The following is a 26547-nucleotide window of genomic DNA, read 5'->3' as shown; positions in this document are numbered from 1 at the left end:
CCTGCCGCGCGAGACCGATGTCCCCGTCCTATATCGACACCTATTATCGCCGTACCCTTGCTTCGGGTGAAAGCTACCCGCCGGCTGACGGGCAGATCAAAGCAGATATCTGCATCGTCGGCGGTGGGTTGGCGGGTCTGACCGCGGCGCTGGAGCTGGCGCGGGCCGGGCGTTCCATCGTGCTGCTGGAAGCGGAACGTGTCGCCTGGGGGGCTTCGGGACGGAATGGCGGCTTCGTCAGCGCGGGATATGCGACGTCGCTCTCCGCCATCGAGCGCCAGGCAGGCCGTCAGCAGGCCGAGGAACTCTATCGCCTGACCATCGAGGGCGTCGACATCGTCCGGCGCAACATCGAAAGGCTCGGCATCGACGACGCCGCGCCTTCGCCGGGCATCATGCGGGCCCTACGCTATGACGGGGGCGCCGCGCTTCAGGCAGAGCGCGACGCTCAGGAGAGGCGCTTTGGCCGCAAGCTGCGCTATCTCTCGCGCGAGGAAACGCGCGAATTGCTGCGCTCGCCGAAATATCACGCCGCGCTTGCGGACGACGACGCCTTCCACTTCCATCCGCTCAACTATGCCCGCGCTCTCGCCCGCGAGATCGTGCGACTCGGCGGCGCGATCCACGAAGCATCGCCGGTCCTGTCCTGCGACCTCGCCGGGCCGGTGAAGCGCCTGCGCACGGCGCAGGCGACGATCGAGGCCGAGCAGGTGCTGTTCACCACGGGCGGCTACACGGGCGGACTGTTCGCCCCGCTGAAGCACGCCTACCTGCCGATCGCGACCTATGTGCTGCTCACGGAGGCGGCGCCGGAGCTGATCCGCGAGGCCATCCGCACCGGCGCCGGGGTGGGCGACGACCGGCGTGCGGGCGACTATTACCGGCTCGTCGAAGGCGGCAAACGCATACTCTGGGGCGGCCGGATCACGACACGCACGACAGAGCCGCGCGATGTCGCGGCGCTGCTGCGCCGCGAGATGGTCACGACCTATCCGCAGCTTTCGGGGCTGAAGGTCGAACTCGCCTGGTCGGGCCTGATGTCCTATGCGCGCCATCTGATGCCGCAGATCGGGCAGCATCGGCCGGGTGTCTGGTACTGCACGGCCTTCGGCGGCCATGGCATGAACACCACGGCGATCGGCGGGACCGTCATTGCCGAGGCGATCCGGGGCGACAGCGACCGGTTCAAGCTGTTTGCGCCCTTCGGCCTCGCCTGGAACGGCGGCCCGTTCGGCACGGCTGCCGTCCAGCTGACCTATTGGCGCTATCAGGCGGCCGATTTCCTGCGGGAGCGCCGGCAAGCTTCGCCGCGTCTGGATTGAGATAGTCGGTCGAATCGTAACGGCGCTCTTCAACAGTCGGGAAATAACTCCGCGCTAACGATGATTTGGCAGCGCTCCGTTCGCACGCCCGTATTGCGGCCGAAACGCGCTTCACAGTGCCCCGACGATGGAATGAATCATGAAGAGCCTGACGATACGCCGCCGTATCCTGCTCAGCTTCGCCGCAGTTCTCGCGGTGATGTCCGCTATCGCGGCGCTCTGCTATGTCTGGTTTCTGCAAACTGAACGCGAGGCGCTGGCCGTCGAGACCAAGACGGTCCCCGGCCTCTACTACAGCGCCCAGTTGACCACGGCATGGGCGGAGGCCGACGGCCTCAGCCATGAATTCCATCTTTCGGACACGGCGGCGGAAAGGAGCCGCGTGAGCGATGCCATCCTGGCGAGCAGGGAGCGGATGCGCTCGCTGTTGAAGTCGTACGAGCCCACCATCGACTCCGAGCAGGACCGCAAGAACCACACCGAGGCGCAGCGCCTGTTCGAGCAGTTCGTTCCGGTAGAGGACGCGATGATCGCGGCCGCAAAGCTTGCGGCCAGCAACGGGCAGGCGATCGACCAGAGCGCGACGGTGAAGAACGAGATCGAGCCGCGCGCCGCCCGGCTGCGCACCGCGCTCCGGACGATGATGGACTTCAACAAGACCGAGGCCGACGAATCGACCCGCAATATCGTCCGCATCGTCCGCGCCGCCGAGTTCGGGTTGATCGTCGCATTCATCGTCGCGCTCGGCCTTGCCCTGCTGTGCGGCTACCTGCTGTTCCGGGCGATCACCGTGCCGCTCGGCAAGCTGCTCGGAATGGTCGAGATGATGCGGCGCGGCGATTTCAGCGAACGGCTCGCGCTATCTCGCCGCGACGAGTTCAGCACTGTCGCCGATGGCGTCAACGCGATGGCCGACGATCTGGCCGGGCTGATCGGCCAGATCCAGAAGTCGAGCATCCAGGTCAACACCTCGATCACGGAAGTCGCGGCGACCTCGAAGGAACAGCAGGCGACTGCCAGCGAGATCGCCGCCACGACGACGGAGATCGGCGCTACCGCCAAGGAAATCTCGGCGACCTCGAACGAGCTGGTGCGCACGATGGACGAGGTCTCTGGCGTCGCCGAGCAGACCGCGACGCTGGCCGGCGGCGGGCAGGCCGGGCTGGCGCGGATGGAAACCACGATGCAGCAGGTCATGGATGCGGCGGGCGCGATCAACGCCAAGCTCGCGATCCTCAGCGAGAAGGCCGGCAACATCAACCAGGTCGTCACGACCATCACCAAGGTCGCCGACCAGACCAACCTGCTCTCGCTCAACGCCGCGATCGAGGCGGAGAAGGCCGGACAATATGGCCGCGGCTTCGCCGTGGTGGCGACCGAAATCCGCCGCCTCGCCGATCAGACGGCGGTCTCGACCTACGACATCGAGCAGATCGTCAAGGACATCCAGTCGGCCGTCGCGGCCGGCGTGATGGGCATGGACAAGTTCTCGGAGGAGGTGCGGCGCGGCATGCAGGACGTCCAGCAGGTCGGCGGCCAGCTTTCGGAAATTATCGAGCAGGTGCAGGGCCTCGTGCCGCGCTTCGAGGTCGCCAACGAGGGCATGCAGGCGCAGGCGACCGGCGCGGGGCAGATCAGCGAAGCGCTGGGGCAGCTCAGCGAGGCCGCCCAGCAGACCGTCGAATCCCTGCAGCAATCCACCCTCGCGATCGACGAGCTGAACCAGGTTTCGGGCGGGCTGCGCAGCAGCATCTCGCGCTTCAAGCTGCGAGCGTAGCGGAAACCGGAACGGGGCCGACAGATGCTGTTCCTGATGTTCCAGCTAGGGCAGGATCGCTATGTGCTCGATGCCGCGCAGGTCGAAATGGTGCTGCCGCTGCTCTCGGCAAAGCAGTTGCCGGCTGCTCCCGCCGGGGTCATCGGCGCGATCAGCTATCACGGCACGCCGGTGCCGCTGATCGACCTTTCCCTGCTGGCGCTCGGGCGCCCGGCCGCGCCGGTGCTGAGCACGCGAATCCTCCTGCTTCGCTATCCGACGGGCCCGGGAGAGCATAAGCTCCTCGGGCTGGTCGCGGAGCGGGCCATCGAGACGACCAAGCGCGACCCCGCGGATTTCGTCGCCTCCGGCGTCGAGGCTGGAACGCCTCCCTATCTCGGACCGGTCGCTGCCGACGAGACCGGGCTCATCCAATGGATCAAGCCGGAGGCTCTGCTGCCGCCGGAAATCCGCGACATCCTGTTCCGGCAACTGACGGCAGAGCCGTGATGGAGAACAGTGCAGCCACCGGCGATTTCGAGCAGATGCTGCGGGACATGATCGGCCTGAGCACCGAAACGGTCGGAGCTTCCGTCATTCGCCACGCGCTGACACGGCGCATGACCGCTTGCGGACTGCCCAGCCTCGACGCCTATCGGAGCTATCTGGCCGGGAACAAGAGCGAGCGCCAGGAGCTGATCGACACGGTCATCGTGCCGGAGACCTGGTTCTTCCGAGATCGCGAAGCCTTCGCCGCCATGGTCCGGCACGCACGCGAGACAAAGCTCACAGACCGCCCCATCAGGCTGCTGAGCCTGCCCTGCTCGACCGGGGAAGAGCCCTATTCCATGGCGATGGCGCTGTTCGATGCCGGCTTCGGGCCAACGGATTTCGCGATCGACGCCTTCGACGTCAGCAGCCGCAACCTCGCCCTGGCCGGGCGCGCGATCTATGGGAAGAACTCCTTCCGCGGCAGCGATCTGTCCTTCCGCGAGCGCTATTTCGAGGCGCTGGAAGGCGGCTTCCGGCCGCACGAGATCGTGCGACGCCCGGTCCGCTTCTCGCTCGGCAACGTGCTCGACCCCACCAGGCCAATGGAGCGCGAGGCCTACGACATCATCTTCTGCCGCAACCTGCTGATCTATTTCGATCGGGAGACGCAGGCATCCGCCCTCGCAGCGCTCCGGCAGGCCTTGTCTGGCAAAGGCCTGCTTCTGGTCGGGCCGGGCGAGTCGGGCCTGCCTTCCCTGCATGGTTTCACATCGGCAAGGCTGCCACGCGCCTTCGCCTTCACGAAGGAAGCGCCCACGCCGGGCGCCACGGCCAGATCGCGTTCGGAAGCGAACGCGCCCGCAATTCGCAAGCTGCCGGCATCGACCGCCTCGAGCGCTCCCCCCAAACCGAAGCCTCGCCCCTTCGCAAGCCGAGCGACCATGGCGCCGAGCGCTCCGGCTTCGTCACCGGAAAGCGAGGCCGCGGGTCTTGCCGCCATCGAGAGCGCGGCCAATGCCGGACGCCTCGCCGAAGCCCGTGCGGCGGCCGAGCGCCATATCGCGGCCTTCGGCCCGTCGGCCGAGGTCTTCTATCTGCTCGGCCTCGCGCAGGACGCGGACGATGCCGAAGAGGATGCGGCGGGCAACTACCGCAAGGCCCTCTACCTCGCGCCGGACCACCGCCAAGCGCTGGCGCATCTGCGGTTGCTGCTGCAGCGCCGGGGAGACGAGGCGGGAGCGCGGGCCTTGGCTGACCGGCTCGACCGGCTGACGAAGAGGAGCGGAGCCTGATGTCCGCCACAGCCGACGTGAACACACCGCACTCCACAAGCAGCCTCGACAACGGGGGCCAGCCCGGTCCGGAAACCGAGACGTCGCGGCCTGGCCGCAACGGTGCTTCGCACGCGCAGATCGCCCGTCGGCTGCTGGATCGACCGCTGCCGCCGGGCTATCGCGAGGAGTGGACGCGGCTCTTCGCCCGGCCCGCGAGCGAGGAGGTGGATCACGACGCGCTCACCAGTGTCCTCATCTTCCGGCTCGGGACGGAATGGCTCGGCCTGCCGGCCGCGAGCTGCCAGGAGATCGCGGAGCCGCGCCCGATCCATTCCCTGCCTCATCGCCGCAGCGGCGCGGTGCGCGGCATCGTCAATGTCCGCGGGGAGCTGCTCGTCTGCGTTTCGCTGTCCGAGCTCCTCGGCATCGACACCGAGGCGGCACCGCGGGCCGGCGAGCGGATCACCGCCTTCCGCCGACTCGTCGTGATCGGCACCGCGGGCGGGCGCTCGGCCTTCGAGGTCGATGAAGTCCACGGGCTGCATACCTTCGACCGGCACGGCCTGGGCGCCGTTCCCGCCACGATCGGCAGGGCCGCGGCCAGCGTTGTCACGAGCGTGCTCCCGTGGAACGATCGGGCGGTGGGCTGCCTCGACGAGACCCGGCTGACCGAGCTGATCGACCGGAGCATCGCATGAGCGGCGAGGACTTCAGCGAGCTCTCCATGCTCGAGCTGTTCCGCGCCGAGCTCTCCTCGCAATCGCAGGCGCTGACGACCGGACTGCTCGCGCTGGAACGGGACCCGGTCTCGGCAGCTCATCTCGAAGCCTGCATGCGGGCCGCCCACTCGCTCAAGGGCGCGGCGCGGATCATCGACCTGACGCCGGCGGTGCGGGTCGCCCACGAGATGGAAGAGTGCCTGGTCGCGGCGCAGCGCGGAACGTTGCGCCTGAACCACGCCCATATCGACGCGCTGTTCAAGGGCATCGACCTGCTGACGGCCCTGTCTTCCGAGCGCGGGCCGGGCGAGGCCGAGGCCGAGCGCCGTATCGATCGGCTCATGCATGCGCTTCAGCAGGCCTCCGCGACGGGCGACGCGAATAGCCTCGTGCGCAGCGACGCGGAGGCTGCTCCCGCCCGCATCGACCGGAAAGCCACGACTCCATCCTCCGGAGAGCCGGCGCCATTGCCGGGCGATGGGCCGGGCAGCCGGATGGTCAGGGTCACGGCCGAGAGCCTGAACCGCCTCCTAGGGCTCGCCGGCGAGTCCCTGATGGCGTCACGGCGCCTGCGGCCTTTCAACGACGGTCTGCTGCGGCTGCGGCGGGTGCATGCCGATCTCGTCCGGAGCGTCGATGCCCTGCAGGCCGCAATGCCGGCCGCGACCAGCGATCCCCGCGCCCTGCTGGCGCTGGATGCCGTGCAGCTCAAGCTGCAGGAAAGCCAGGCGATCCTGGGCCAGCGGCTCGACGAGCTGGATGCCGTCGACCGGCAGGCGACGGACCTTGCCAGCCGTCTCTACGACGAGACGCTGGCAAGCCGGATGCGGCCCTTCGAGGATGGCGTCAGCCATTTTTCCCGAACCGTCCGCGATATCGGGCGGGCGCTCGGCAAGAGGGTGCGGCTCGACATCGTCGGCGGCGCGACCAGCATCGATCGCGACATCCTCGAACAGCTCGACGCGCCGCTCGGCCACCTGCTGCGCAATGCGATCGATCATGGGCTCGAAGAACCGGAGGAACGCGAAACCGCCGGCAAGCCGGCCGAAGGGATCATCCGGATCGAGGCGCGCCATCACGCCGGGCTTCTGCAGATCATCGTCACGGACGATGGTCGCGGCATCAATCTGGACGCCTTGCGGCAAGCCACCGTCGATCGCGGCTTCACCACGGCCGAGGCGGTGCACGATCTCAGCGAGGCGGAGCTGCTCGAATTCCTCTTCCTGCCGGGCTTCTCGATGAAGTCGACGCTGAGCGATATTTCAGGGCGCGGCGTCGGGCTCGATGCCGTTCAGGCGATGGTCCGCCAGCTGCGCGGCCAGGTGGAGATCAGCTCGCAGCTGGGGAGCGGCACCCGCTTCCAGCTCCAGTTGCCGTTGACGCTCTCGGTAATCCGAGCGCTCCTCGTCGAGATCGACGGCGAACCCTATGCCCTTCCGCTCGCGGGCATCGCGCGAGCGCTGCGTTTGCCGCGGGAGCACATCGCTTCCCTCGAAGGCCGGCCGCATTTTCGTTTCGACGACCGGCAGGTCGGGCTCATCACCGCCCATGAGATTCTCGGCCGCGGCGAGCCGCAATCCGCCGAATCCGATCTTGCCGTGGTCGTCGTCGGCCAAGGGAGCGATACCTACGCGCTGGTAGTCGACCGTTTCCTCGGCGAGCACGAACTCGTGGTGCGCCCGCTGGACGCGCGCCTCGCCAAGGTCAAGGACGTCAGCGCCGCCGCCTTGCTGGAGGACGGCTCGCCCGTACTGATCCTCGATGTGGACGATTTGGTCCGCTCGATGGAGAAACTGGTCTCCAGCGGCCCCATCAAGACGCTGGAGCACCGTCCGGTTCGCGCGGGGCAGAAGCAGCGCAAGCGCATCCTCGTCGTCGACGACTCGCTCACCGTGCGCGAGCTGGAGAGGAAGCTGCTCGACCATCGCGGCTTCGAGGTCGAGATCGCCGTCGACGGCATGGATGGCTGGAATGCTGTCCGCACCGGTTCGTTCGACCTGGTCGTGACCGATATCGACATGCCGCGCATGGACGGCATCGAGCTGGTGACGCTGATCAAGAAGGACAGCGGGCTGCGCAAGACCCCGGTGATGATCGTCTCCTACAAGGACCGCGAGGAGGATCGGCGCCGCGGGCTCGATGCCGGTGCGGATTACTATTTGACCAAGAGCAGTTTCCACGACGAGACTCTGATTCACGCCGTCGAAGATCTTATCGGCGAACCATGAGGCTGCGCGACCAGATGAGAAGCTTCTCATGAGAGTCGGTCTGGTCAACGATCTGCCGATGGCCGTCGAAGTCCTGCGCCGGATCGTCACCTCGACGGCGGAGCACACGGTCGCCTGGATTGCGAGGGACGGCAGCGAAGCCGTGGAGACCTGCCGGCACGATCGCCCCGATCTGGTCCTGATGGACCTGAACATGCCGGTGATGGACGGCATCGAGGCCACGCGGCGCATCATGACCGAGACGCCCTGCCCCATCCTGCTCGTCACGGCCAGCGTCGATGCGAATGTATCCGGCGTCTACGAAGCGATGGGCTACGGCGCCCTCGATGCCGTCGACATCCCCTCGGTCGGCACCAATGGCATCGCTTCCGGCCAGGGCGACGCGCTGCTGGCGCGCATGACCGCCATCGCCCGCCTCTCCCGCGATCTGCCGCCGGCGCGCAGGGCCCGCATGCCGGCCAGGCGCTTCGGCTCGGCACAGCTTGTCGCCATCGGCGCTTCGGCCGGCGGCCCCACCGCCGTCGCGACATTGCTCGCGGGGCTGCCGCGCGGGTTTCCGGCGGCCATCATCCTGGTTCAGCATCTCGACGCCCAGTTCGTGCCGGGTTTCGCCAGCTGGCTGGAGCAGCAATGCGGACTCGCGGTTCGCCCTGCCCTGGAAGGCGATCGACCGGTGCCGGGAAGCGTGCTGATCGCGGCGAGTGCCGACCACCTCGTGCTCAAGGCGGGAGGCGAGCTCGGCTACCGAGCCGAGCCGCGCGACTACCCGTACCGGCCCTCGGTCGACACGTTCTTCGAGAGCGTCGCACAGCAGTGGCGGGGCGAGCCGGTCGGCGTGCTCCTCACGGGCATGGGGAGGGACGGCGCGCGCGGCTTGAAACTTCTGCGCGACAAGCATCATTTGACAATCGCACAGGACCAAGCGACGAGCGCCGTCTACGGCATGCCCAAGGCAGCCGCGGCAATCGGCGCTGCCGCCGAAATTCTGCCGCTGACCGCGATCGCGCCGCGCCTTGTCGAGGCCTGCGGCCAGCCGGCCCCATAAAAAGGCTTCCCATGGCAGGCGAACCATCTCCATCCGCGCCCAATGTGCCCTCCCCGGCCGACAGCTACCTCTCGATGGTCCTGCTGGTCGACGACCAAGTGATGGTCTGCGAAGCGGTCCGGCGGGCGCTGGCCCATCATGGCGATCTGGACTTCCATTATTGCACCGATCCGCTCGAGGCGATCGAGGTCGCCCAACGCGTCAAGCCGACCGTCATCCTGCAGGATCTGGTGATGCCCGGCGTCGACGGGCTCGATCTGGTGCGGCGCTACCGCCAGCACCCCTCGCTGCACGCTGTCCCGGTGATCGTGCTCTCGACCAAGGAAGACCCGGCGATCAAGAGCGAAGCCTTTCAGGCCGGCGCTAATGACTATCTGGTCAAGCTGCCCGACAAGGTCGAGCTGATCGCCCGAATCCGCTATCACACCCGCGCCTATCTCGATCACGTCCAGCGCGACGAGGCCTATCGGGCCCTGCGCGAGAGCCAGCGCGAGCTGATGCGCGCCAATCTCGAGCTGGAACGCCTGACGCGGATCGACGGGCTGACCGGGCTCGGCAACCGCCGCTATTTCGACGAATATCTCGCAGCCGAGTGGAAACGGGGCACGAGGACTCGCAATCCGCTGTCCGTGCTGATGATCGATGTCGACCATTTCAAGCGCTACAACGATGCTTACGGCCACCTCGCGGGCGACGATGTCCTCAAGCAGGTTGCCGGCGTGATCCAGAGCGGCGCCTGCCGCGCGACCGACCTGGCCGCCCGCTTCGGCGGCGAGGAGTTCGTGGTGATCCTGACAGACGTATCGCAGGAAGGCGCCGTGCTTGTCGCTGAGCGCATGGTCGAGGGCGTGCGCGACCTGAACATCGCCCATGGCTCGGGGCGCGTCACGATCAGCGCCGGCGTCGCGACCGCCTGGCCGAACAGCGAAAACAACCCGGAGAGCGTCGTCAACGCCGCCGACCTCGCGCTTTTCCGCGCGAAGAATGCCGGGCGGGACCGCGCGGTCTTCGCGGACATGCCCGCCGGCTGAAGTCCGAGGCGACGAGGCGCCTGGTCTCAGATGGACCGGGTGATGCCGCCGTCGACGCGCAGATTCTGGCCGGTGATGTAGGCGGCATCCGGCGAGACCAGGAAAGCGATGGTGCCTGCGATCTCCGCGCTGGTGCCGTAACGCCCCATCGGCACGCTCTGGCGGCGCTCCTCCGTCGCCGGCAGGCTATCGATCCAGCCCGGCAGGACATTGTTCATGCGGATGCTGTCCGCCGCATAGGTGTCGACGAAGATCTTGGTGAAGGATGCGAGACCCGCGCGGAACACCGCCGAGGTCGGGAACATCGCGCTCGGCTCGAAGGCCCAGGCCGTCGAAATGTTGACGATGGCGCCGGATTTCTGCTGCTGCATGATCGGCGTCACCAGCCGCACCGGGCGGATGACGTTCAGCAGATAGGTGTCCATGCCCCGGTGCCAATCCTCATCGGTGATATCGAGGATGGGCGCGCGCGGCCCGTGGCCGGCGCTGTTGACGAGGGCATCGATGCGCCCCCAGCGCTCCATCGCGAGATCGACGAGGCGGCGCAGATCGTCGTTCGACTGGTTGGAGCCGGTCACGCCAATCCCGCCGAGTTCGCTCGCCAGCGCCTCGCCCTTGCCGGAGGACGAGAGAATGGCGACCCGGAAACCGTCCGCGGACAGACGCCTGGCCGCGGCAGCGCCCATGCCGCTGCCGCCCGCAGTCACCAGAGCCACTTTTTCTGCCGACATGCTTGTCTCCGTCGTCGCTGCGCAGCACTATCGAGTTGCGCATTCCAAAAGGTCAGAAGGCCTTCTTATCACTCCGGCCCGGACCTGACGAACGAGTTCCGTTCGCGTCTGCCTGTAGAAAAACTATCGCATGAACGGCCAAACCCATCGCCTTCCCTCGCTCAACGGCCTGCGCGTCTTCGAAGTCGCCTCCCGGCATCTGAACTTCCGCCTCGCCGCCGAGGAGCTTGGGGTGACGCAGGGCGCGGTCGCCCAGCAGATCCGCCAGCTCGAAGCCGAGCTCGGGCTCAAGCTGTTCGAGAGGCAGCCGCGGACCCTCGTGCCGACCGAGGCCGGGCGCAGCTACGTCGCCTCGGTTCGGCGCGCCTTCGAGCTGATCTCCGATGCGACGGAGAATCTCAGACCTGCGCCACTGCATCTGACCATCAGCGTGACGCCGAGCTTCGCCTCCCGCTGGCTCATTCCGCGCCTGCCGGATTTCACGGCCGCGCATCCCGGGATCGAACTGCGCATCGTCGCGACCGATCGCCTTTCCGACTTCCGGACGGATGCGGTCGATCTCGCCATCCGGCTCGGGCGGGCGCCCTTCGGCTCGGGGCTGAACGCCGAACTGCTGTACGAGCAGGCGATCATCGCGGTCGGCAGCCCGCTGCTTCTCGAGAGAATCGGAGATCCTCGAGATCCCGGCCATTTCGCGCGCTACCCGCTCCTGCACGACGGTCATGATTTCTGGCCGGCCTTTCTGGAAAGGGTTTTCCCGGGCACGGCACCGAAGCCCGCCCAGAACATCCGTTTCAACCAGACCGCACTCGCGCTGGAAGCGGCCATCGCCGGGCAGGGGCTGGCCCTGACGAGCCGCTTCCTGGCCGATGACGACATCGCGCGCGGCCGCCTGGTGCCCCTCTTCGGGATCGAGCTTGTGGCCGAGGCGGGCTTCTACATCGTCTCGCCGCGCCGGCCGCGGCACCCGGAGCCTATCGCAACCGTGTGCCGATGGCTGAGCGAAGCCGCCAAGGCCCGCTGAGGCCCTGCGCAACAAACTTGCATCCCGCGCACATGATTGCAGCGCCTCTTTCGCGCCGAAAGCACTATCCATCGGCCGGAGATGCAAACGAGGCCGCGACCGATGCCAGAACTCGATCCTGATGCCCTTCAGACCGAAATGACGTCATGGCGGCGTCAATTGCATGCCCATCCCGAATTCGGTTTCGAGGAAAAAGTGACCTCCGCCTTCGTCGCCGCGAAGCTGCGCGAGTTCGGGCTCGACGAGGTGGTCGAAGGCGTGGGCGGCACCGGCGTCGTCGGCACGCTGAAGCGGGGCAACGGGAACAGGGCTGTCGCGTTGCGTGCCGACATGGACGCTCTGCGCATCACCGAACAAGGCGACCATCCTCATCGTTCGCAGACGCCCGGCGTGATGCATGCCTGCGGCCATGACGGGCATACGGCGATGCTGCTCGGCGCGGCCAAGCTGCTGGCGACGGAGGGAGGCTTCGACGGCACGGTGCGCTTCCTGTTCCAGCCCGCCGAGGAGTGGGGCAAGGGCGCGCTCGCGATGCTGACCGATGGCCTGATCGAGCGGTTTCCCTTCGACGAGATCTACGGGCTGCACAACATGCCCGGCCTCGCCATCGGGAAGTTCCAGACACGGGTCGGCTCCTTCATGTCGGCTGAGGACAATTTCGAGATCGTACTCAAGGGGGTCGGCAGCCACGCGGCGCGGCCGCATACGGGCAACGAAGTGCTGGTCGCCGCCTGCGCGCTCGTCACTGGTCTCCAGACCATCGTCTCGCGACGGCTAAGCCCGGCGGATATCGCGGTCGTTTCCGTCACCGAGCTTCTGACCGACGGCACGCGCAACGTCCTGCCCGGAACCGCGCGCATCCTCGGCGATGCCCGCAGTTTCCGGCCCGAGGTCAGCGCCGAGATCGAGCGGCAGATGGGGATCATCGCGCAGGGTACGGCGCAGAGCTACAATCTCAGCGCCACCCTGCATTACACCCGCGAATTCGTGCCGCTGGTGAACGACGAGGCCCTGGTGCAGGAGGCATTCGCAGCAGCCCGAACCGTGTTCGACGATGGAAACGTCGCCGTCGCGCGCGAGCCGATGACGGGTTCGGAGGATTTCGCCCGCTTCCTCGATTTTGTCCCCGGCTGCTTCGCCAATATCGGCAATGGCGAGGACTCCGCGCCGCTGCACAACCCAGGTTTCGACTTCAACGACGATAGCCTGCGCTACGGCGCCGGCTTCCACGCCGCCATCGTGCGTCGGCGCCTGCCCGCCGCCTGAGCCATCCCCCTCGCATTCTCCGCGACATCGCTTTCGGCCACCGAAGGCGATGCCCGGCGGAGCTGTGCCATCGCCCCTTCCCAACGATAAAAACCGGAGGAGAACATGCTGAAATCAATCGGAATCGCCACCCTGATCTGCTCTGCGACGCTTTCGGCCAGCCAGGCCGCGACGCTCGACACCGTGACCAAGCGCGGCGCGGTGAAGTGCAGCTCGACCGCCGGAACGCCCGGCTTCTCCATCCCAGACGCGAGCGGCAAATACCGGGGCCTCGACATCGATGTCTGCCGGGCCGTCGCAGCGGCGATCTTCGGCGATCCGGACAAGGTCATGATCGTGCCGCTAACCCCGGCCTCCCGCTTCACCGCGCTCCAGACCGGCGAAGTCGATATCCTGTTCAACACCACGACCTGGACGCTCGGCCGGGAGACCACGAACGGCATCATCTTTGCCGGCGTGAACTACTATGACGGCCAGGGCATCATGGTCCGCTCCGGCGTCATCCAGAACGCCAAGGAGTTGAACGGCGCGACCATCTGCACCAACCAGGGCTCCACGACGGAGCTCAACCTGACCGACTTCTTCCGGGTCAACGGCCTGAAGAACGAGATCGTCGCCTATGCGACGCAGGAGGAAGCGGCGCAGGCCTACCAGTCGGGGCGCTGCGACGCCTTCTCGTCCGACCGCTCGGTGCTCTACGCCTTCCGGTCGAAGCTGACCGAGCCCGACAAGCATGCCGTGCTTGGCGAGACGCTCTCGAAGGAGCCCCTCGGCCCGGCCGTCCGGCAGGGCGACGACCCCTGGTACAACATCGTCAAATGGACGCTGCACGTCCTGCACTCCGCCGAGGAGCTCGGCCTGACCTCGAAGAACATCGACCAGGCCGCATCGACGACCGCGAACCCCAACATCCTCAGGCTGGTCGGCAAGGAGGGCGAACTCGGGCCCGGCCTCGGCCTGCCCAGGCAATGGGCCTACAACATCGTCGCGAAGGTCGGCTCCTATGCCGAAATCTTCGAGCGCAATGTCGGCAAGGACAGCCCCCTGAAGATCGCGAGAGGGCTGAACGCGTCCTGGAAGGACGGTGGCCTGCACTACGCGCCGCCGATCCGATAAGACTTCGTCGAAACGCCACGGCCCGGGATGCATCCGGCCGTGGCGCTAGCTTCACCGGAGTGGTGATCGCGCTCCCTCGCCGATCTCGGCGGGGCGCAGTGCTCAGGCCCGCCTCGGCCGGCGTACGGCCCTGACGGTGCCCTTGCCGGCGCTGCCGCAGAAGAACAGGTCTCCCCCGTCCGACTCCAACCCGGAGACACCCTCTCCCGCCGGCATCACGAGACTGTCCAGCACCTCGCCGGAAACCGGGTCGATGCGCCGCAACTCGCTCTCGTCGCCCTCCCAGGTGCCGTGCCAGAATTCGCCGTCGACCCAGGTGACGCCGGTGACGAAGCGGTTGGACTCTATGGTGCGCAGCATCTTGCCGGTATCGGGATCGATCTGGTGGATCTTCCGCTCGCGATAATGCCCGACCCAGAGCGTGCCCTCCGCCCAGGTCAGACCTGAATCGCCGCCACCGGCGGGGGCCGGAATGGTCGCGACGACGCGGCCGGTCTCGGGCTCGATCTTCTGGATGCGATCCTCGGCGATCTGGAACAGATGCGTGCCGTCGAATGCGGTCCCGGCATGGGCCGGCACCTCGATCGCGCGCTCCACCTGCCCGCTTTCGGGATCGAGCGCGTTCAGCCGGTCGCCCGAGGCGAACCAGACCCGCCGGCCGTCGAAGCTGACGCCGCCGACCTTCTCGACGCCGGGGAAGGGGCCGTATTCGCGGATGATGTCGGCGTTGGATGTCGTCATGGCTTCACTCCGGTGGATGCGATGCCGTCCATCTAGTCTGCCCCATCATAGGGCGGTGAGTAACAAGGCGGTCGCGAATCCCGGCGTCGGCGGCATCACCCAGCGCCGCGCCCGGCCCCGCCCATAGGACTGGATCTTGCCGCCCTCGGCCAGTGCGTCGAGCGCGCGCTGAATGTTCCGCTGGCTGCTGCCGAGCGCAACCGCCAGCGCGGAACTCGCCCAGGTCTCGCCATCGGCGAGGAGCGCGAGCACCGCCGCATGCTTCTCCTCGACCGGCCGCGCCAGCACGACCACCTCGGGAGCTGCGCGTGGCGAAAGCGCGAAGCCGCGCGGCGTCGCACTCACCCGCGCCAGCGGCTCGATGGCGGCGCGAAGCCGGCCGATCTCGACGCGCAGCCGGGCACGATGCGATTCATCCGTCAGCTTCGAGCGGAAGGCCCGCGCGATCAGGGCATCCCGCGGCGCATCGGCCGGCCATGCCTCGGCCAGCTCGCGCGCCAGCGCAAAGAGGACAGGTCGCGTCGCCAGAGATACAGCCCCGTCCGGCCCGCGCACGGCATAGCGGCAGGCATCGACGACCAGCGCCTCGGTCGATTGCAGGGCCTCGACCTCATCCAGCCGCAAGAGCCGCTCCTCGCCCCGCGCAAGCAACCGCGCCGTCGGCGCCTCCAGCATGAGCTGCGCGCCGTCGACCTCGGCCATCAGGGCGGGGATCCCGGCCCGGCGCGCGGCTCCTGATGCGGCAGCGAGCGCCGAGCGCGCGGCCGCCGCCTGAAGCCGCCTCAGCGCGATCCCGGCGCCGGCCAGCCAATGCACCGCTTGCAGCGCCGGCGGCAGTTCCTCAGGCTCGATCGTCGCGAGCGCCCGTTCCGCCGCATCGAGCTGCCCGATCAGAAGGAGACGGCGAATCTCGATATAGCGCGCATGGGCGGCGTTGATCCGGTCACCATGCGTCGACAGGACCGCGGCTGCAGCAGCAAGCCGCTTCACAGGCCAGTTCAGATCGCGCGAAGCCAGCGCGATCTCGGCTTCCGCGACGACGCAGCGCGCCTGGGCGGCGGCCTCCCTGTTGCCGAAGCCGCGGGCCGCGCGTCGCAGCAATATCTTGGCGCGCGGGAAGTCCCCGAGCTGCGCCATCGCGATGCCGCGCAGCGCCAGCGCCGGCGGATCGTCCCGCAGCGCGACCCGGTCCAGCGCGCCGAGCGGATCGCCCGAGGCGAGCGCCCGCGCCGCGGCCGTGATCAGCGAGTCCATCCGAATCCCGCCAAACTTGTCACTCCCACCCCTCTGTCACTCCGCCTTACCACCGACCGGGACGCCGCATCGAGAGCAGAACGGGCGGCGCTGATCACATCCGACGACAGGAGCGAAGCACGATGACGACACATACCATCGGAACGCGCGAGGAATGGCTCGCGGCGCGGCTCAAGCTGCTGCAGGCCGAGAAGGAGCACACGCAACGCGGCGACGAGCTGGCGCAGCTGCGGCAGGGATTGCCCTGGGTCCGGGTCGACAATGACTATCGCTTCGACACCGAAGAGGGGGAGGCCGCGCTCGCCGACCTGTTCCAGGGCCGCTCGCAGCTCCTCGTCTACCATTTCATGTTCGGCCCCGATTACGAGGCCGGCTGCCCCTCCTGCTCGGCGATCGCGGACGGGTTCAACGGCGTGACGACCCATCTCGCCAACCATGACGTGATGCTCTGGGCGGTGTCGCGCGCACCGCTCGCCAAGCTGCTCGGCTTCCGCAAGCGGATGGGCTGGAGCTTCCCCTGGGCCTCCTCGGGCGGAAGCGACTTCAACTTCGACTTCAACGTCTCCTTCACCGAGGAGCAGGAGCGCACGAAGGGGGTCGATTACAACTTCCAGCACACGCCGAAATTCGAATGGCGCTCGGGCGGCAATGCGGTCGAGCGTGCCTTCGCCACGATGGCCGGAACGGACGTCCCGACCTATCACCGCGACCGGCCGGGCATGAGCGCCTTCATCCGCGAGGGCGGCGCCATCTACCACACCTATTCGACCTATTCGCGCGGGGTCGACGGCATCTGGGGCATGTATCCCTGGCTCGATCGCGCTCCCAAGGGGCGCAACGAGGCGGAGGGCCCCTGGTGGCGCCATCATGACCGCTATGGCGCCCGGCAGGTCTCCGCGTGACGGCGATCGAGACCGGCTTCGGCAAGGGAGAGGGACGCGGCGCAGCCGCCGCGCCCCTCGCGGGAGCCGTCTTTCTCGGTGCCCTCGCCCTGCTCTTCGGGGCTGCGACCGGCATCACGATCGCCCAAAGCGACGCGATGGCCGCGATGCCCGAAGTGCCGATGGCAGGCGGCTGGTGGATGTCGGGCGTCTGGCTGCCGATGTGCGGCCAGTCATGGCCCGATGCTGCCGCTTCCTTCCTCGGGATGTGGCTGGCGATGACGATTGCGATGATGCTGCCCGCCCTGACGCCGGCGCTGTGGAAGTACCGGCAGGCGTTTGCGACGGCGGGCTGTCCGTATCCCGATTTCCTGGCGGCAGTCATGGCAGCCGGCTACCTCGCCATCTGGACCGGGCTGGGCGCGATCCTCTTCGTGCTCGGTGGCGCCTTGGCCTCGGCGGCGATCCAGGCTCCGGCGCTGGCGCGCTCGCTTCCGAGCGGGGGAGGCGTGGCCCTCATCGCCGCCGGTGCGTTTCAGCTCTCCTTAGCCAGACAGCGACTTCTAGCTGCCTGTGGGAAAGCGCCGGGGAAGATCGGGCTGCCTGCTGGCAAGGCTGCGGTCTGGGCTCAGGGCCTGCGCCTCGGTTTCCGCTGCTGCGCGTCCTGCATCGCTCCCATGACGGCTCTGATCGTCGGTGGCATCATGGACCTAAGGCTCATGGCGCTCGTCACGGCGGCGATCTCCGCGGAGCGGCTTTTGCCGAGAAGCGGCCCGGTCGGCCAGGCATTCGGTGCGGGCATCATCGTAGTTGGCGCGCTTCAACTCGCGTGCAGACTGGCCTGAACGCCGCACTGCCTCGGCTGCCGCCGATCAGTCCTCTTCATCGCGCGGACGGGCAGCATCTCCGAGTATCTCGCGCTTGCCTGCGTGATTGGCCGGCCCGACGATGCCCTCGTTCTCCATGCGCTCCATGATCGAGGCGGCGCGGTTGTAGCCGATCTGGAGGCGGCGCTGGATGTAGGAGGTCGAGGCCTTCTTGTCGCGCAAGACGACCGCCACGGCCTGCTCGTAGGGGTCGTCGCTCTCGACCGAACCCATGCCGGTCTTGTCGAAGACGGCGCCGTCCTCGTCCTCGCCGGCTTCCTCCTCCTCGGAGGTGACGGCGTCGAGATATTGCGGCCGGCCTTGCGTCTTGAGATGGGCGACGACCTTCTCGACCTCGTTGTCCGAGACGAAGGGGCCGTGCACGCGGGTGATGCGGCCGCCGCCGGCCATGTAGAGCATGTCGCCCTGGCCGAGCAGCTGCTCGGCGCCCATCTCGCCGAGGATGGTGCGCGAGTCGATCTTGGAGGTGACCTGGAAGGAGATCCGGGTCGGGAAGTTCGCCTTGATCGTGCCGGTGATGACGTCGACCGAGGGGCGCTGCGTCGCCAGCACGACATGGATGCCGGCGGCGCGCGCCATCTGGGCAAGGCGCTGGATCGTGCCCTCGATCTCCTTGCCGGCGACCATCATCAGGTCGGCCATCTCGTCGACGATGACGACGATATAGGGCAGAGGCTCGAGGTCCATGACCTCCTCCTCGTAGATCGCCTCGCCGCTGTGCTTGTCGAAGCCGGTCTGGACGGTGCGGGTGATAACCTCGCCGGCGGCCTTGGCCTCGCCGACGCGGGCGTTGAAGCCGTCGATGTTGCGCACGGCGAGCTTCGACATCTTCTTGTAGCGCTCCTCCATCTCGCGCACCGCCCATTTGAGCGCCACGACCGCCTTCTTCGGGTCGGTGACGACGGGAGTGAGCAGATGCGGGATGCCGTCATAAACGGAGAGCTCGAGCATCTTGGGATCGACCATGATCAGGCGGCACTCCTCCGGTTTCAGCCGGTAGAGGATCGACAGGATCATGGTGTTGATCGCGACGGACTTGCCCGAGCCGGTGGTGCCGGCGACGAGCAGGTGCGGCATGCGCGCCAAATCCGCGATCACCGGCTCGCCGCCGATGGTCTTGCCGAGGCAGAGCGCGAGCTTGTGCTTGGTCGCCTCGAAATCCTGGCTGGCGAGCAGCTCCCGCAGGAACACCGTCTCGCGCCTGGCATTGGGCAGTTCGATGCCGATGGCGTTCTTGCCCTGCACCACCGCGACACGCGCCGATACCGCGCTCATCGAACGCGCGATGTCGTCGGCTAGCGAAATCACGCGGGAGCTTTTGATGCCGGGAGCCGGTTCGAGCTCATAGAGGGTGACGACGGGGCCGGGGCAGGCTTGGACGATCTCGCCCCTGATATTGAAGTCTTCGAGCACGCCTTCGAGCAGGCCGGCATTCTGCTGGAGGACCTCGACCGGCAGTTCCTCATCCTGCGTCAGCGGCGGCTCGGCCAGGAATTCGATCGGCGGAAGCTGGAAGCCCTCATCCTGCACCGGCGCCGGCAGGACCTCGATGACGCGAGCCCTCGGCCGGACAGGTTTGGGCCTGACGGGCTCGGGATCGACATGAGGCCGCGTACCGCGTGCCACCGCTACGCCAGGCTTCGCCACGATCTCGCGCTCCGGCTGGACGGCAGCGACGGTCTCGACCGGGCGCTCCTTCGCGACCGGAGCGAGCCAGGTTTGGCCCGAGAGCTGGAGGCTCACCTGATAGCCCTGGCTCCAGCCGAGACCGGACCAGGCCGGAACGCCAACGGAGGTGGAAACATGCGGCGTTTCAGGCTGAAGCGACACGTTATCTGTCCGCCGCGCGCGAGGCTCTTCGTCAGGCAAGGCGTCCAGCACATCCGGAACGCCCGCGCGATCTGCGGGAAGCGGGATGGTTTCGAACGAAAACTCGGCGTCGTCCCGTTCGGCAGCGGGCACGCATTCCCAGAAGGCATGATCGGAAATGAAGGCGAGCGGGGTGGTCGCCTGCTCGGCCTCGGTCTCAAGCTGCGGCCAGACGACCTCTTCCACCACCTCGAAGGCTTCTTCGATAAGCGGAGCCATCGCTTCGTCCGGTTCGGCATCGAGGGCGGCAGGCAGATCCGCAGGGCTGTGCGGGATGCCCGCCAGCGACGGCGTGCCCCAGACTTCCTTGATGAGATGGTCTGGCGTGCGCCAGAAGCGGACGCGATTCGCGCCGGCTGCCGGCTCGGCCAACGGGCTGGCAACGTCGCCGTCGCCAAGCTCGACTGAGGAGGCAGCCTTTTCGGCCTGCGCCGCCTTGCGCAACCTGTCCGGCGTGCGGGTGAAACGCACGTTCTCGGGCCACGTGAAAGAGGGCTCCGCCGGCTCTGCCGCAGGCCGGCGGGCCGACCTGTGCAGCACCAGAGCCTGCGCCGGCTCCTCGGGCTGATCGGAACGAAAACCCTCGGAAACGATGGGGTTCGCGCGGCGGTGACGATCCGTTTTATGCATGGGCTTGGGCGAACACGACAACTCGTTAACCTGTCCCGCAGGACTAGCCGGGCAGGGTTAAGGCCCCATGAATCGAGCGCTCCCGAAGTGACGCGAAACGAGCCGACGGACCTCAGTCGTCGGCGTCGTCATCCTGCAGGACGCGCCACGCCGCCCCTTCGAGATCGGCGAACTGGCCTGATCGCATGCACCAGAAGAAGGCGCCGAGTCCGGCCAGCCCCAGCCCCAGCGCCAACGGAAACAGGATCACGATGATGTTCATGCCTAAGCCTCCGAAGCCGCCGAGCGGGCGCGCAGGGCGTTGAGCGTCACCACCAGGGAAGAGCCGGACATGGCGACGGCGGCGACGAGCGGCGTCGCCAGCCCGGCAATCGCGATCGGCACCGCCACCGCATTGTAGAGCACGGCGAACCATAGGTTCTGCAGCATCAGCCCACGCGCCTTGCGTGAGATGTCGAGCGCAGCGGCAACCGGAGCGAGGCTGTCGCCGAGGAAGACGACATCGGCCGCCGCCTGCGCGAGATGGGTGGCGCTCACCGGCGAGATCGAGACATGCGCGCCCGCCAGCGCCGGCGCGTCGTTGAGGCCGTCGCCGATCATCAGGACCTTGTGGCCATTCGCCGCCATGCTGTCGAGCAGGTTGAGCTTGTCGCCCGGCAGCAGGCCAGCCTGCACATGCGTAATCCCCAGCTCGGCCGCGATCGGCGCGACAGCTTCCGGACGGTCGCCGGAGAGGATCGCGATCTCGAGCCCCGCCGCGCGCAAGGCTGCAATCGTCTCTCGGGCTTCCGGACGCAGGCTCTGCCCCAGCGCAAGCACGGTCCGGTAGGCGCCATGGCGATAGGCGATGAGGGAGGCGCCGGGGTGTTGCGTCTTGACCGAAGCGGCCTCCGCTTCGGCATTACAGAACCCGAGGCTGCCGAGCCGCTGCTCATCCTCGCCCGCGCCAGTCGAGAGGCCCTGGCCGCGCTCTTCACGGACATCGGTTTTCGCGGAAGTGACGCCGAGCGCTCGCGCCAATGCTTGCGCCAGCGGGTGATGACTGGCAGCGGCAAGCGCGCCGATCTCGGCCCGGCGCTCGGGCGGGAGCGCGTCGGGATTGAGGATGTCGGGCTCGGGCAGGGTCAGCGTTCCCGTCTTGTCGAAGACGGCGATATCGGCCTCGGCAAGGCGCTCCAGCGCGTCGCCCTCCTTCAGCATGATCTTGCGCTTGAACAGGGCGGAGGCCGCGACGACCTGCACGGCGGGTATCGCGAGGCCGAGCGCACAGGGGCAGGTGATGATCAGCACGGTGACGGCAATCATCAGGGCCTCGGGCCAGGCGAGTCCCCAGGCGAGCCAGCCGAGGAAGGTCGCCGCCGCCAGCGTGTGGACCACCGGCGCATAGAGCCGCGCAGCGCGGTCCGACAGGCGGACATAGCGCGAGCGGCTGCCGACGGCCTGGCTCATCAAGCGGTCGATCTCGTCGAGCAGCGTGCCCTGCCCGGCCGCCTCGACGCGGATGGTCAGCGCGCCCGTGAGGTTCAGCGTGCCGGCATGGACGCGCTCGCCATGGCCGATCGCGGCCGGGGTGGTCTCGCCGGTGATGAGGCTCCGGTCGAGTTCGGAACTTCCCGTCTCGACAATGCCGTCGACCGAGACCCGCTCGCCGGGGCGTAAGAGGACGCAATCGCCGGGCTCGATCGCGGCGATGGGGGTAATCGTCCAGCTTCCGTCCGGGGCGAGCCGCGTTGCGGTCTCGGCCTTGAGCGCGGCGAGATTGCCGGCGAGATCGCGGGTGCGCCGCCGCATCAGCTGGTCGAGATAGCGTCCGATCAGCAGGAAGAAGAGCAGCATCACCACGCCGTCGAAATAAGCGTGGCGGCCATGGCTCCAGGTTTCGGCGACCGACATGGCTAACGCCAGCACCACACCGATGGTGATCGGCACGTCCATATTGACCGCGCCGGCCTTCAGCGCCCGGAGCGCGCTTTCGAAGAAGGGCCTGCCGGCATAGGCGGCGGTCGGCAGGGCGATCAGGGCGGAGAGCCAGTGGAAGAAGTCGCGCGTCGTCGGGTCGATGTCGCCGCTATTGCCGGACCAGACCGCGACCGAGAGCAGCATGATGTTCATCGAGGCGAAGCCGGCGACGCCGAGCCGGCGCATCAGGCTGCGCTCCTCGGCGACGGCGCCATCCTCCTGCCGCTCCGGCACGAAAGGATAGGCCTTGAAGCCGAGCACGGCGAGCTTGTCGACGACCGCTTCAGGCCGCAGCAGCGCCTCCCGCCATTCGACCGAGACGCGCTTCAGCGCGAGATTGACGCGGGCGCCGAGGATGGCGGGCTCGCGGCTAAGCCCGCTCTCAATCGCCTGCATGCAGCCGGCACAGCGGATGCCGTCGACAGCCAGCTCCATGCTGGCGACGCCGCCATCGCGACGACGCACGAAGACGGAGAGATCCTGCCCGGCCATATCATCTCTCCGGCAAGGTGATGCGGCTGCGGGAGACGAAGACGACCTCATCTCCGCGCCGCGCCTGCAATTCGAGAATCCAGGCGCCGCTTTCGATATGGTCGAAATTCGCGTCGTATCGTTCGGGCTGGCCCTCGTTCAGCGTGACGGCGTGATCGCGCGCGGAGGTCGCTGGGTGGCGCAATCGCGCCGTCGCGGTGAAGCCGGAGAGCGGCTGGCCGAGACGGTCCGCCAGGGTCACGCCGAGCGTCGCACCCTCGCCTTGCCGGGAGAGCGTGGCCGCGGCCTTCCAGCCACGCGCGTCGCGCTCGTGCTGGCGGGCGATTTCCTCGTTGAAATGCTGGCTGGTCTCGTAGGCGCTGCGCGTCTCGACGCCCGGCATGGTGCGCAGCGCCACCGTGAGGATCGTCGCGTTGACGGAGACGATGACGCCGAAGAACAGCACCAGCATCGCCGCGACCATCCACCCGGTCAGTTCGAAGGGGCGTCGTGGGCGCCGGGCGGCAGGGGCGTCGCAGGACATCAGGAAAACTCCGCAGCAGCTCATGGTTTGGCTCCGGGCGCCATGAAATGGTCGGTCGCGCGCACGGTCTCCCCGGCGAAGAGATCCGAGGCGGTGATGGTGATGGCCTGCGACGCTTCCAGCGGCACGCCGGCCGGCACGGTGACGAGCACGCGCACCTCGCGCGAGGAATCGGGATCGACGGTGACGACCGGCCGCAGATCCGCAGTGGGCGCGATACCGACCGCATCGATGCGGATACCGGGCAGGCCGGCCACAGTCAGCGCGAAGGGGCGAACCTGCGGGCGCTTGTTGAGCAGACGGACGGCATAGGCATTGCGGATCGAGCCGTCGCTCAGCGTCACGAAGAGCGGGGCGCGCTCGTGCAGCACGGAAATGTCCGCGGTCCGGCGCGTCGCGAGCTGCCAGAGCATGGCGCCGCCGACGACGACGATCAGCGCCGCATAGATAAGCGTGCGCACCCGCAGCGGACGATAGATCGCCGGCTTTCCGGCCATGCGCCGCTTGACGTTGGTCTCGGTGTCATAGGCGATCAGGCGGGTCGGGCGGCCGATCCTGGCCATGACGGTGTCGCAGGCATCGATGCACAGGCCGCACTGAATGCAATCGACCTGCGCGCCGTCGCGGATGTCGATCCCGGTCGGGCAGACCGCGACGCATTGATGGCAATCGATGCAGTCGCCGGCGGGCGCGCCCTGCGCCCTGAGCTTCTGGGCCTGCTTGACCGAGACGCGCGGCTCGCCGCGATCGTAGCGATAGGTGACGTTCAGCGCCTCGTCGTCGGTCAGAGCGGCCTGGATCCGAGGCCAGGGGCACATGAACTTGCAGACCTGTTCGCGCATGATGCCGGCGAGCGAATAGGTGGTGAAGGTCAGGATCGCGATCCAGACATAAGCCGAGATCGGCGCCGTGAAGGTCGCGAGCTCGCGCACCAGCGTCGGTGCATCGGCGAAGTAGAGCACCCAGGCGCCACCGGTCCACCAGGCGATGACGAGCCACACCGCGTGCTTGGCGCTCTTGCGCCAGAGCTTGTCGGCACTCCATGGCGCCTCGTCGCGGCGCATGCGCTCGCGCCGGTCGCCCTCGAAGAAACGCTCCACGGCGAGGAAGAGGTCGGTCCAGACCGTCTGCGGGCAGAGATAGCCGCACCAGACCCGGCCGGCGACCGCATTCATCAGGAAGAGGACGAAGGAGGCCAGGATCAGCAGGCCGGTGAAGTAGTAGACCTCCTGCGGCCAGATCTCGATGAAGAAGAAGTAGAAGCGGCCGTTGGCGATATCTGCCAGCACCGCCTGATCAGGCAGATGTGGGCCGCGATCCCAGCGCAGGAAGGGCAGCAGGTAGTAGATGCCGAGGCACAGGAAAAGGATGAGCCATTTCGCGCGCCTGAAAGGGCCGGAGACGCTCTGCGGATAGACCTTCCGCGACGCCGCGAAGAGCGGCATGTCGTCGGGATCGGTCCCGGCGGTGCTCACGCTACTGCCCTCCCCCCAGCGAGTGGACGTAGACGGTCAGCGCCTTCAGCGTCGTCTCGTCCAGCCGCCCGCCCCAGGCCGGCATCACGCCGTTGCGGCTGTTGCCGATGGTTTCGGTCAGCGAGGCCATGTCCATGCCGTAGAGGCTGATCGCGTCGGTCAGATTCGGCGCGCCCAGTTCCTGGTTGCCCTTGCCGGCCGGGCCGTGGCAGGCGGCGCAGTTGTCGGCGAAGAGCTTGCGCCCGAGTGCCAGATCCGCCTTCGGCTCCGTCGGCAGGCCGGCGAGTTCGCGGACATGGTTGGCGACGGCGTTGATCTCGCCACGCTTCAGCAGGCCGTCGCGGCCGAAGGCCGGCATCTGGCTGACGCGCGTGTCGTCATTGCCGGCGACGCGGATGCCGTGGCGCAGCGTCTGCATGATCGTGTCGAGCGAGCCGCCCCAGAGCCAGTCGTCGTCGTTGAGGTTGGGATAGCCCTTGGCACCGGCGCCGCCGACGCCATGGCAGGCCGCGCAATTGTCGCCGAAGGCGGCCTTGCCCTGGGCCGTCGCGATCTGGAACAGCTTGGGATCGGCCTTGATCTGCGCGGGTGTGGCCTCAGTCATGCCGGCCGCCAGCGCCGCGCGCTGAGCCTTCAGCTCGTTCATCTGCACGGTGATGTCCGAGCGGGTGGCGTAGCCGATCACGCCCCTGGTCGCGTCGGTCAGGAGCGGCCAGGCCGGGTAGACGATCCAGTAGCCGAAGGACCAGATGATGGTGGCGTAGAAGATGCCGAGCCACCAGCGCGGCAGCGGCGTGTTGAGCTCGCGGATACCGTCCCATTCATGGCCGGTCGTGGCGTGGCCGGTGACGGGGTCGATCTCGGGGGCGTCGTGACGCTGGTCCATGGTCAGTCCTCGCGCAGCGGATTGAGCGCGGCCTGCTCGAAGCGGGCGCGGTTCTTCGGCCAGAAGGCGTAGAAGCAGACGCCGAGGAAGACGGCGACGAAGTAGAGAAGGCCGGCGGACTGGGCGAAGCCGGCGAGCCAGTGATAGGTCGTTTGCATGGTGGCCTCGCTCAGCGGATGTTGGCCTTGTCGTCGTAGAGCTTGAAGTCGACCAGCGTGCCGAGCGCCTGCAGATAGGCGATCAAGGCGTCGGCTTCGGTGATGCGATGCGGGTCGCCGTCGAAATCGCGCGACTGCGCCTTGGGGTAGCGTTTCTCCAGATCGGACTGGCCGAGATGGTCCGGCGTCGCCTGCGCTTTCAGGTCGCTCTGCGCCTGCGCGATCATCTCGTCGCTATAGGGCACGCCGCCGGCGCGGTTGGCGCGCAGCTCGTCGGCGATGTCGCTATGGGACAGCTCGGTTTTGGCCAGGAAGGGATAGCCCGGCATAATCGACTGTGGCACCACCGCGCGCGGCTCGGCCAGATGCGCGCGCTGCCATTCGTCGGAATACTTGCCGCCGACGCGGGCGAGGTCCGGTCCCGTGCGCTTGGAGCCCCATTGGAAGGGCTTGTCGTACATGCTCTCGGCGGCCAGCGAATAATGCCCGTAGCGCTCGACCTCGTCGCGCAGCGGCCGGATCATCTGGCTGTGGCAGTTGTAGCAGCCCTCGCGGACGTAGATCGCGCGGCCCGCAAGCTCCAACGGGGTGTAGGGACGCATGCCCTGCACGGTCTCGATAGTGTTCTTCAAATAGAAGAGCGGCGCGATCTCGACGAGGCCGCCGATGGAGATCACCAGCAACGTGCCGATGACCAGGACGATCGAGTTGGTCTCGAAGATCTTGTGCTTGGCCCAGAGCGAGCGGCGCGCGGGCTTGTGTTCGATGCTCGTCATTGCGGAAGCTTT

General features: G+C 67.6%; 24 protein-coding genes. 13 read left to right on the top strand and 11 right to left on the bottom strand.

Features of this window, described 5'->3' with window-relative positions; translation table 11 throughout:
- Window positions 1-17: 17 nt before the first annotated feature.
- The 8 genes from NWE53_RS24340 to NWE53_RS24305 all read left to right on the top strand — a co-directional run bounded on the left by NWE53_RS24340 (window position 18) and on the right by NWE53_RS24305 (window position 9867).
- A complete protein-coding gene (locus tag NWE53_RS24340) occupies window positions 18-1322 on the top strand; it encodes an NAD(P)/FAD-dependent oxidoreductase (protein WP_265051882.1) in 1305 nt (434 codons plus the stop codon).
- Between the two features lie 139 nt (window positions 1323-1461).
- Window positions 1462-3099 carry a methyl-accepting chemotaxis protein gene (locus tag NWE53_RS24335; protein ID WP_265051881.1) on the top strand — a complete coding sequence of 546 codons (1638 nt, stop codon included), beginning with the start codon at window positions 1462-1464 and terminating at the stop codon, window positions 3097-3099.
- A 24-nt stretch (window positions 3100-3123) separates the two neighbouring features.
- Window positions 3124-3588 (top strand): chemotaxis protein CheW, encoded by a 465-nt coding sequence (locus NWE53_RS24330; RefSeq protein ID WP_265051880.1) that lies wholly within the window; start codon window positions 3124-3126, stop codon window positions 3586-3588.
- A complete protein-coding gene (locus NWE53_RS24325) occupies window positions 3588-4862 on the top strand; it encodes a CheR family methyltransferase (RefSeq protein WP_265051879.1) in 1275 nt (424 codons plus the stop codon). Before NWE53_RS24330 ends, NWE53_RS24325 begins: the two co-directional genes overlap by 1 nt.
- A complete protein-coding gene (locus tag NWE53_RS24320) occupies window positions 4862-5542 on the top strand; it encodes a chemotaxis protein CheW (protein ID WP_265051878.1) in 681 nt (226 codons plus the stop codon). Before NWE53_RS24325 ends, NWE53_RS24320 begins: the two co-directional genes overlap by 1 nt.
- Window positions 5539-7791, top strand: coding sequence for a hybrid sensor histidine kinase/response regulator (locus NWE53_RS24315; protein WP_265051877.1), 2253 nt, complete (start codon window positions 5539-5541; stop codon window positions 7789-7791). The genes NWE53_RS24320 and NWE53_RS24315 overlap by 4 nt, the downstream gene beginning before the upstream one ends.
- Before the next feature lie 28 nt (window positions 7792-7819).
- Window positions 7820-8836 carry a chemotaxis response regulator protein-glutamate methylesterase gene (cheB, locus tag NWE53_RS24310; RefSeq protein WP_265051876.1) on the top strand — a complete coding sequence of 339 codons (1017 nt, stop codon included), beginning with the start codon at window positions 7820-7822 and terminating at the stop codon, window positions 8834-8836.
- Between the two features lie 11 nt (window positions 8837-8847).
- Window positions 8848-9867, top strand: coding sequence for a GGDEF domain-containing response regulator (locus tag NWE53_RS24305; protein ID WP_265051875.1), 1020 nt, complete (start codon window positions 8848-8850; stop codon window positions 9865-9867).
- Between the two features lie 26 nt (window positions 9868-9893).
- On the opposite strand, the gene NWE53_RS24300 is transcribed toward NWE53_RS24305, so the two are convergent.
- Window positions 9894-10598: an SDR family oxidoreductase gene (locus tag NWE53_RS24300; RefSeq protein WP_265051874.1), complete on the bottom strand. Its 705-nt coding sequence runs from the start codon at window positions 10596-10598 to the stop codon at window positions 9894-9896.
- A gap of 130 nt (window positions 10599-10728) precedes the next feature.
- Here NWE53_RS24300 and NWE53_RS24295 point away from each other — a divergent pair, with 130 nt between their 5' ends.
- From NWE53_RS24295 to NWE53_RS24285, 3 genes are all read left to right on the top strand, one after another.
- Complete coding sequence (locus NWE53_RS24295) at window positions 10729-11622, top strand: LysR substrate-binding domain-containing protein (RefSeq protein ID WP_265051873.1); 894 nt, start codon at window positions 10729-10731, stop codon at window positions 11620-11622.
- 102 nt (window positions 11623-11724) lie between these two features.
- Complete coding sequence (locus NWE53_RS24290; protein ID WP_265051872.1) at window positions 11725-12888, top strand: M20 aminoacylase family protein; 1164 nt, start codon at window positions 11725-11727, stop codon at window positions 12886-12888.
- 108 nt (window positions 12889-12996) lie between these two features.
- Window positions 12997-14004 carry an amino acid ABC transporter substrate-binding protein gene (locus tag NWE53_RS24285; RefSeq protein ID WP_265055010.1) on the top strand — a complete coding sequence of 336 codons (1008 nt, stop codon included), beginning with the start codon at window positions 12997-12999 and terminating at the stop codon, window positions 14002-14004.
- 102 nt (window positions 14005-14106) lie between these two features.
- Here the strand turns inward: NWE53_RS24285 and NWE53_RS24280 are convergent, their stop codons facing one another.
- Together NWE53_RS24280 and NWE53_RS24275 are read right to left on the bottom strand one after the other, a co-directional pair.
- Complete coding sequence (locus tag NWE53_RS24280) at window positions 14107-14745, bottom strand: NHL repeat-containing protein (RefSeq protein WP_265051871.1); 639 nt, start codon at window positions 14743-14745, stop codon at window positions 14107-14109.
- A gap of 45 nt (window positions 14746-14790) precedes the next feature.
- Window positions 14791-15999: a helix-turn-helix domain-containing protein gene (locus NWE53_RS24275; RefSeq protein ID WP_265051870.1), complete on the bottom strand. Its 1209-nt coding sequence runs from the start codon at window positions 15997-15999 to the stop codon at window positions 14791-14793.
- A 122-nt stretch (window positions 16000-16121) separates the two neighbouring features.
- Here NWE53_RS24275 and NWE53_RS24270 point away from each other — a divergent pair, with 122 nt between their 5' ends.
- Window positions 16122-16901, top strand: a complete 780-nt coding sequence (locus NWE53_RS24270; protein ID WP_265051869.1) for a DUF899 domain-containing protein — start codon at window positions 16122-16124, stop codon at window positions 16899-16901.
- Window positions 16898-17725, top strand: a complete 828-nt coding sequence (locus tag NWE53_RS24265) for a DUF2182 domain-containing protein (protein WP_265051868.1) — start codon at window positions 16898-16900, stop codon at window positions 17723-17725. Before NWE53_RS24270 ends, NWE53_RS24265 begins: the two co-directional genes overlap by 4 nt.
- 27 nt (window positions 17726-17752) lie before the next feature.
- On the opposite strand, the gene NWE53_RS24260 is transcribed toward NWE53_RS24265, so the two are convergent.
- The 8 genes from NWE53_RS24260 to ccoO form a co-directional block, all read right to left on the bottom strand.
- Window positions 17753-20266 (bottom strand): DNA translocase FtsK, encoded by a 2514-nt coding sequence (locus NWE53_RS24260; protein WP_265051867.1) that lies wholly within the window; start codon window positions 20264-20266, stop codon window positions 17753-17755.
- Between the two features lie 112 nt (window positions 20267-20378).
- Window positions 20379-20528 carry a cbb3-type cytochrome oxidase assembly protein CcoS gene (gene ccoS / locus NWE53_RS24255; RefSeq protein WP_265051866.1) on the bottom strand — a complete coding sequence of 50 codons (150 nt, stop codon included), beginning with the start codon at window positions 20526-20528 and terminating at the stop codon, window positions 20379-20381.
- Between the two features lie 2 nt (window positions 20529-20530).
- A complete protein-coding gene (locus NWE53_RS24250; protein ID WP_265051865.1) occupies window positions 20531-22717 on the bottom strand; it encodes a heavy metal translocating P-type ATPase in 2187 nt (728 codons plus the stop codon).
- Window position 22718: 1 nt separating this feature from the next.
- On the bottom strand, window positions 22719-23240 hold the full coding sequence (locus tag NWE53_RS24245; protein ID WP_265051864.1) for a FixH family protein: 522 nt from the start codon (window positions 23238-23240) through the stop codon (window positions 22719-22721).
- A gap of 20 nt (window positions 23241-23260) precedes the next feature.
- Entirely contained in the window at window positions 23261-24685 is a 1425-nt protein-coding gene (ccoG, locus tag NWE53_RS24240; protein ID WP_265055009.1) for a cytochrome c oxidase accessory protein CcoG, read from the bottom strand.
- 31 nt (window positions 24686-24716) lie between these two features.
- Window positions 24717-25601, bottom strand: coding sequence for a cytochrome-c oxidase, cbb3-type subunit III (gene ccoP, locus NWE53_RS24235; RefSeq protein WP_265051863.1), 885 nt, complete (start codon window positions 25599-25601; stop codon window positions 24717-24719).
- A 2-nt stretch (window positions 25602-25603) separates the two neighbouring features.
- Window positions 25604-25759, bottom strand: coding sequence for a cbb3-type cytochrome c oxidase subunit 3 (locus NWE53_RS24230; protein ID WP_265051862.1), 156 nt, complete (start codon window positions 25757-25759; stop codon window positions 25604-25606).
- A gap of 11 nt (window positions 25760-25770) precedes the next feature.
- A complete protein-coding gene (gene ccoO, locus NWE53_RS24225; protein WP_265051861.1) occupies window positions 25771-26535 on the bottom strand; it encodes a cytochrome-c oxidase, cbb3-type subunit II in 765 nt (254 codons plus the stop codon).
- Window positions 26536-26547: the final 12 nt, after the last annotated feature.

Source organism: Bosea sp. NBC_00550 (genome assembly GCF_026020075.1).
Lineage (GTDB): Bacteria > Pseudomonadota > Alphaproteobacteria > Rhizobiales > Beijerinckiaceae > Allobosea.
This window is presented reverse-complemented; position numbering and strand designations above follow the sequence as displayed.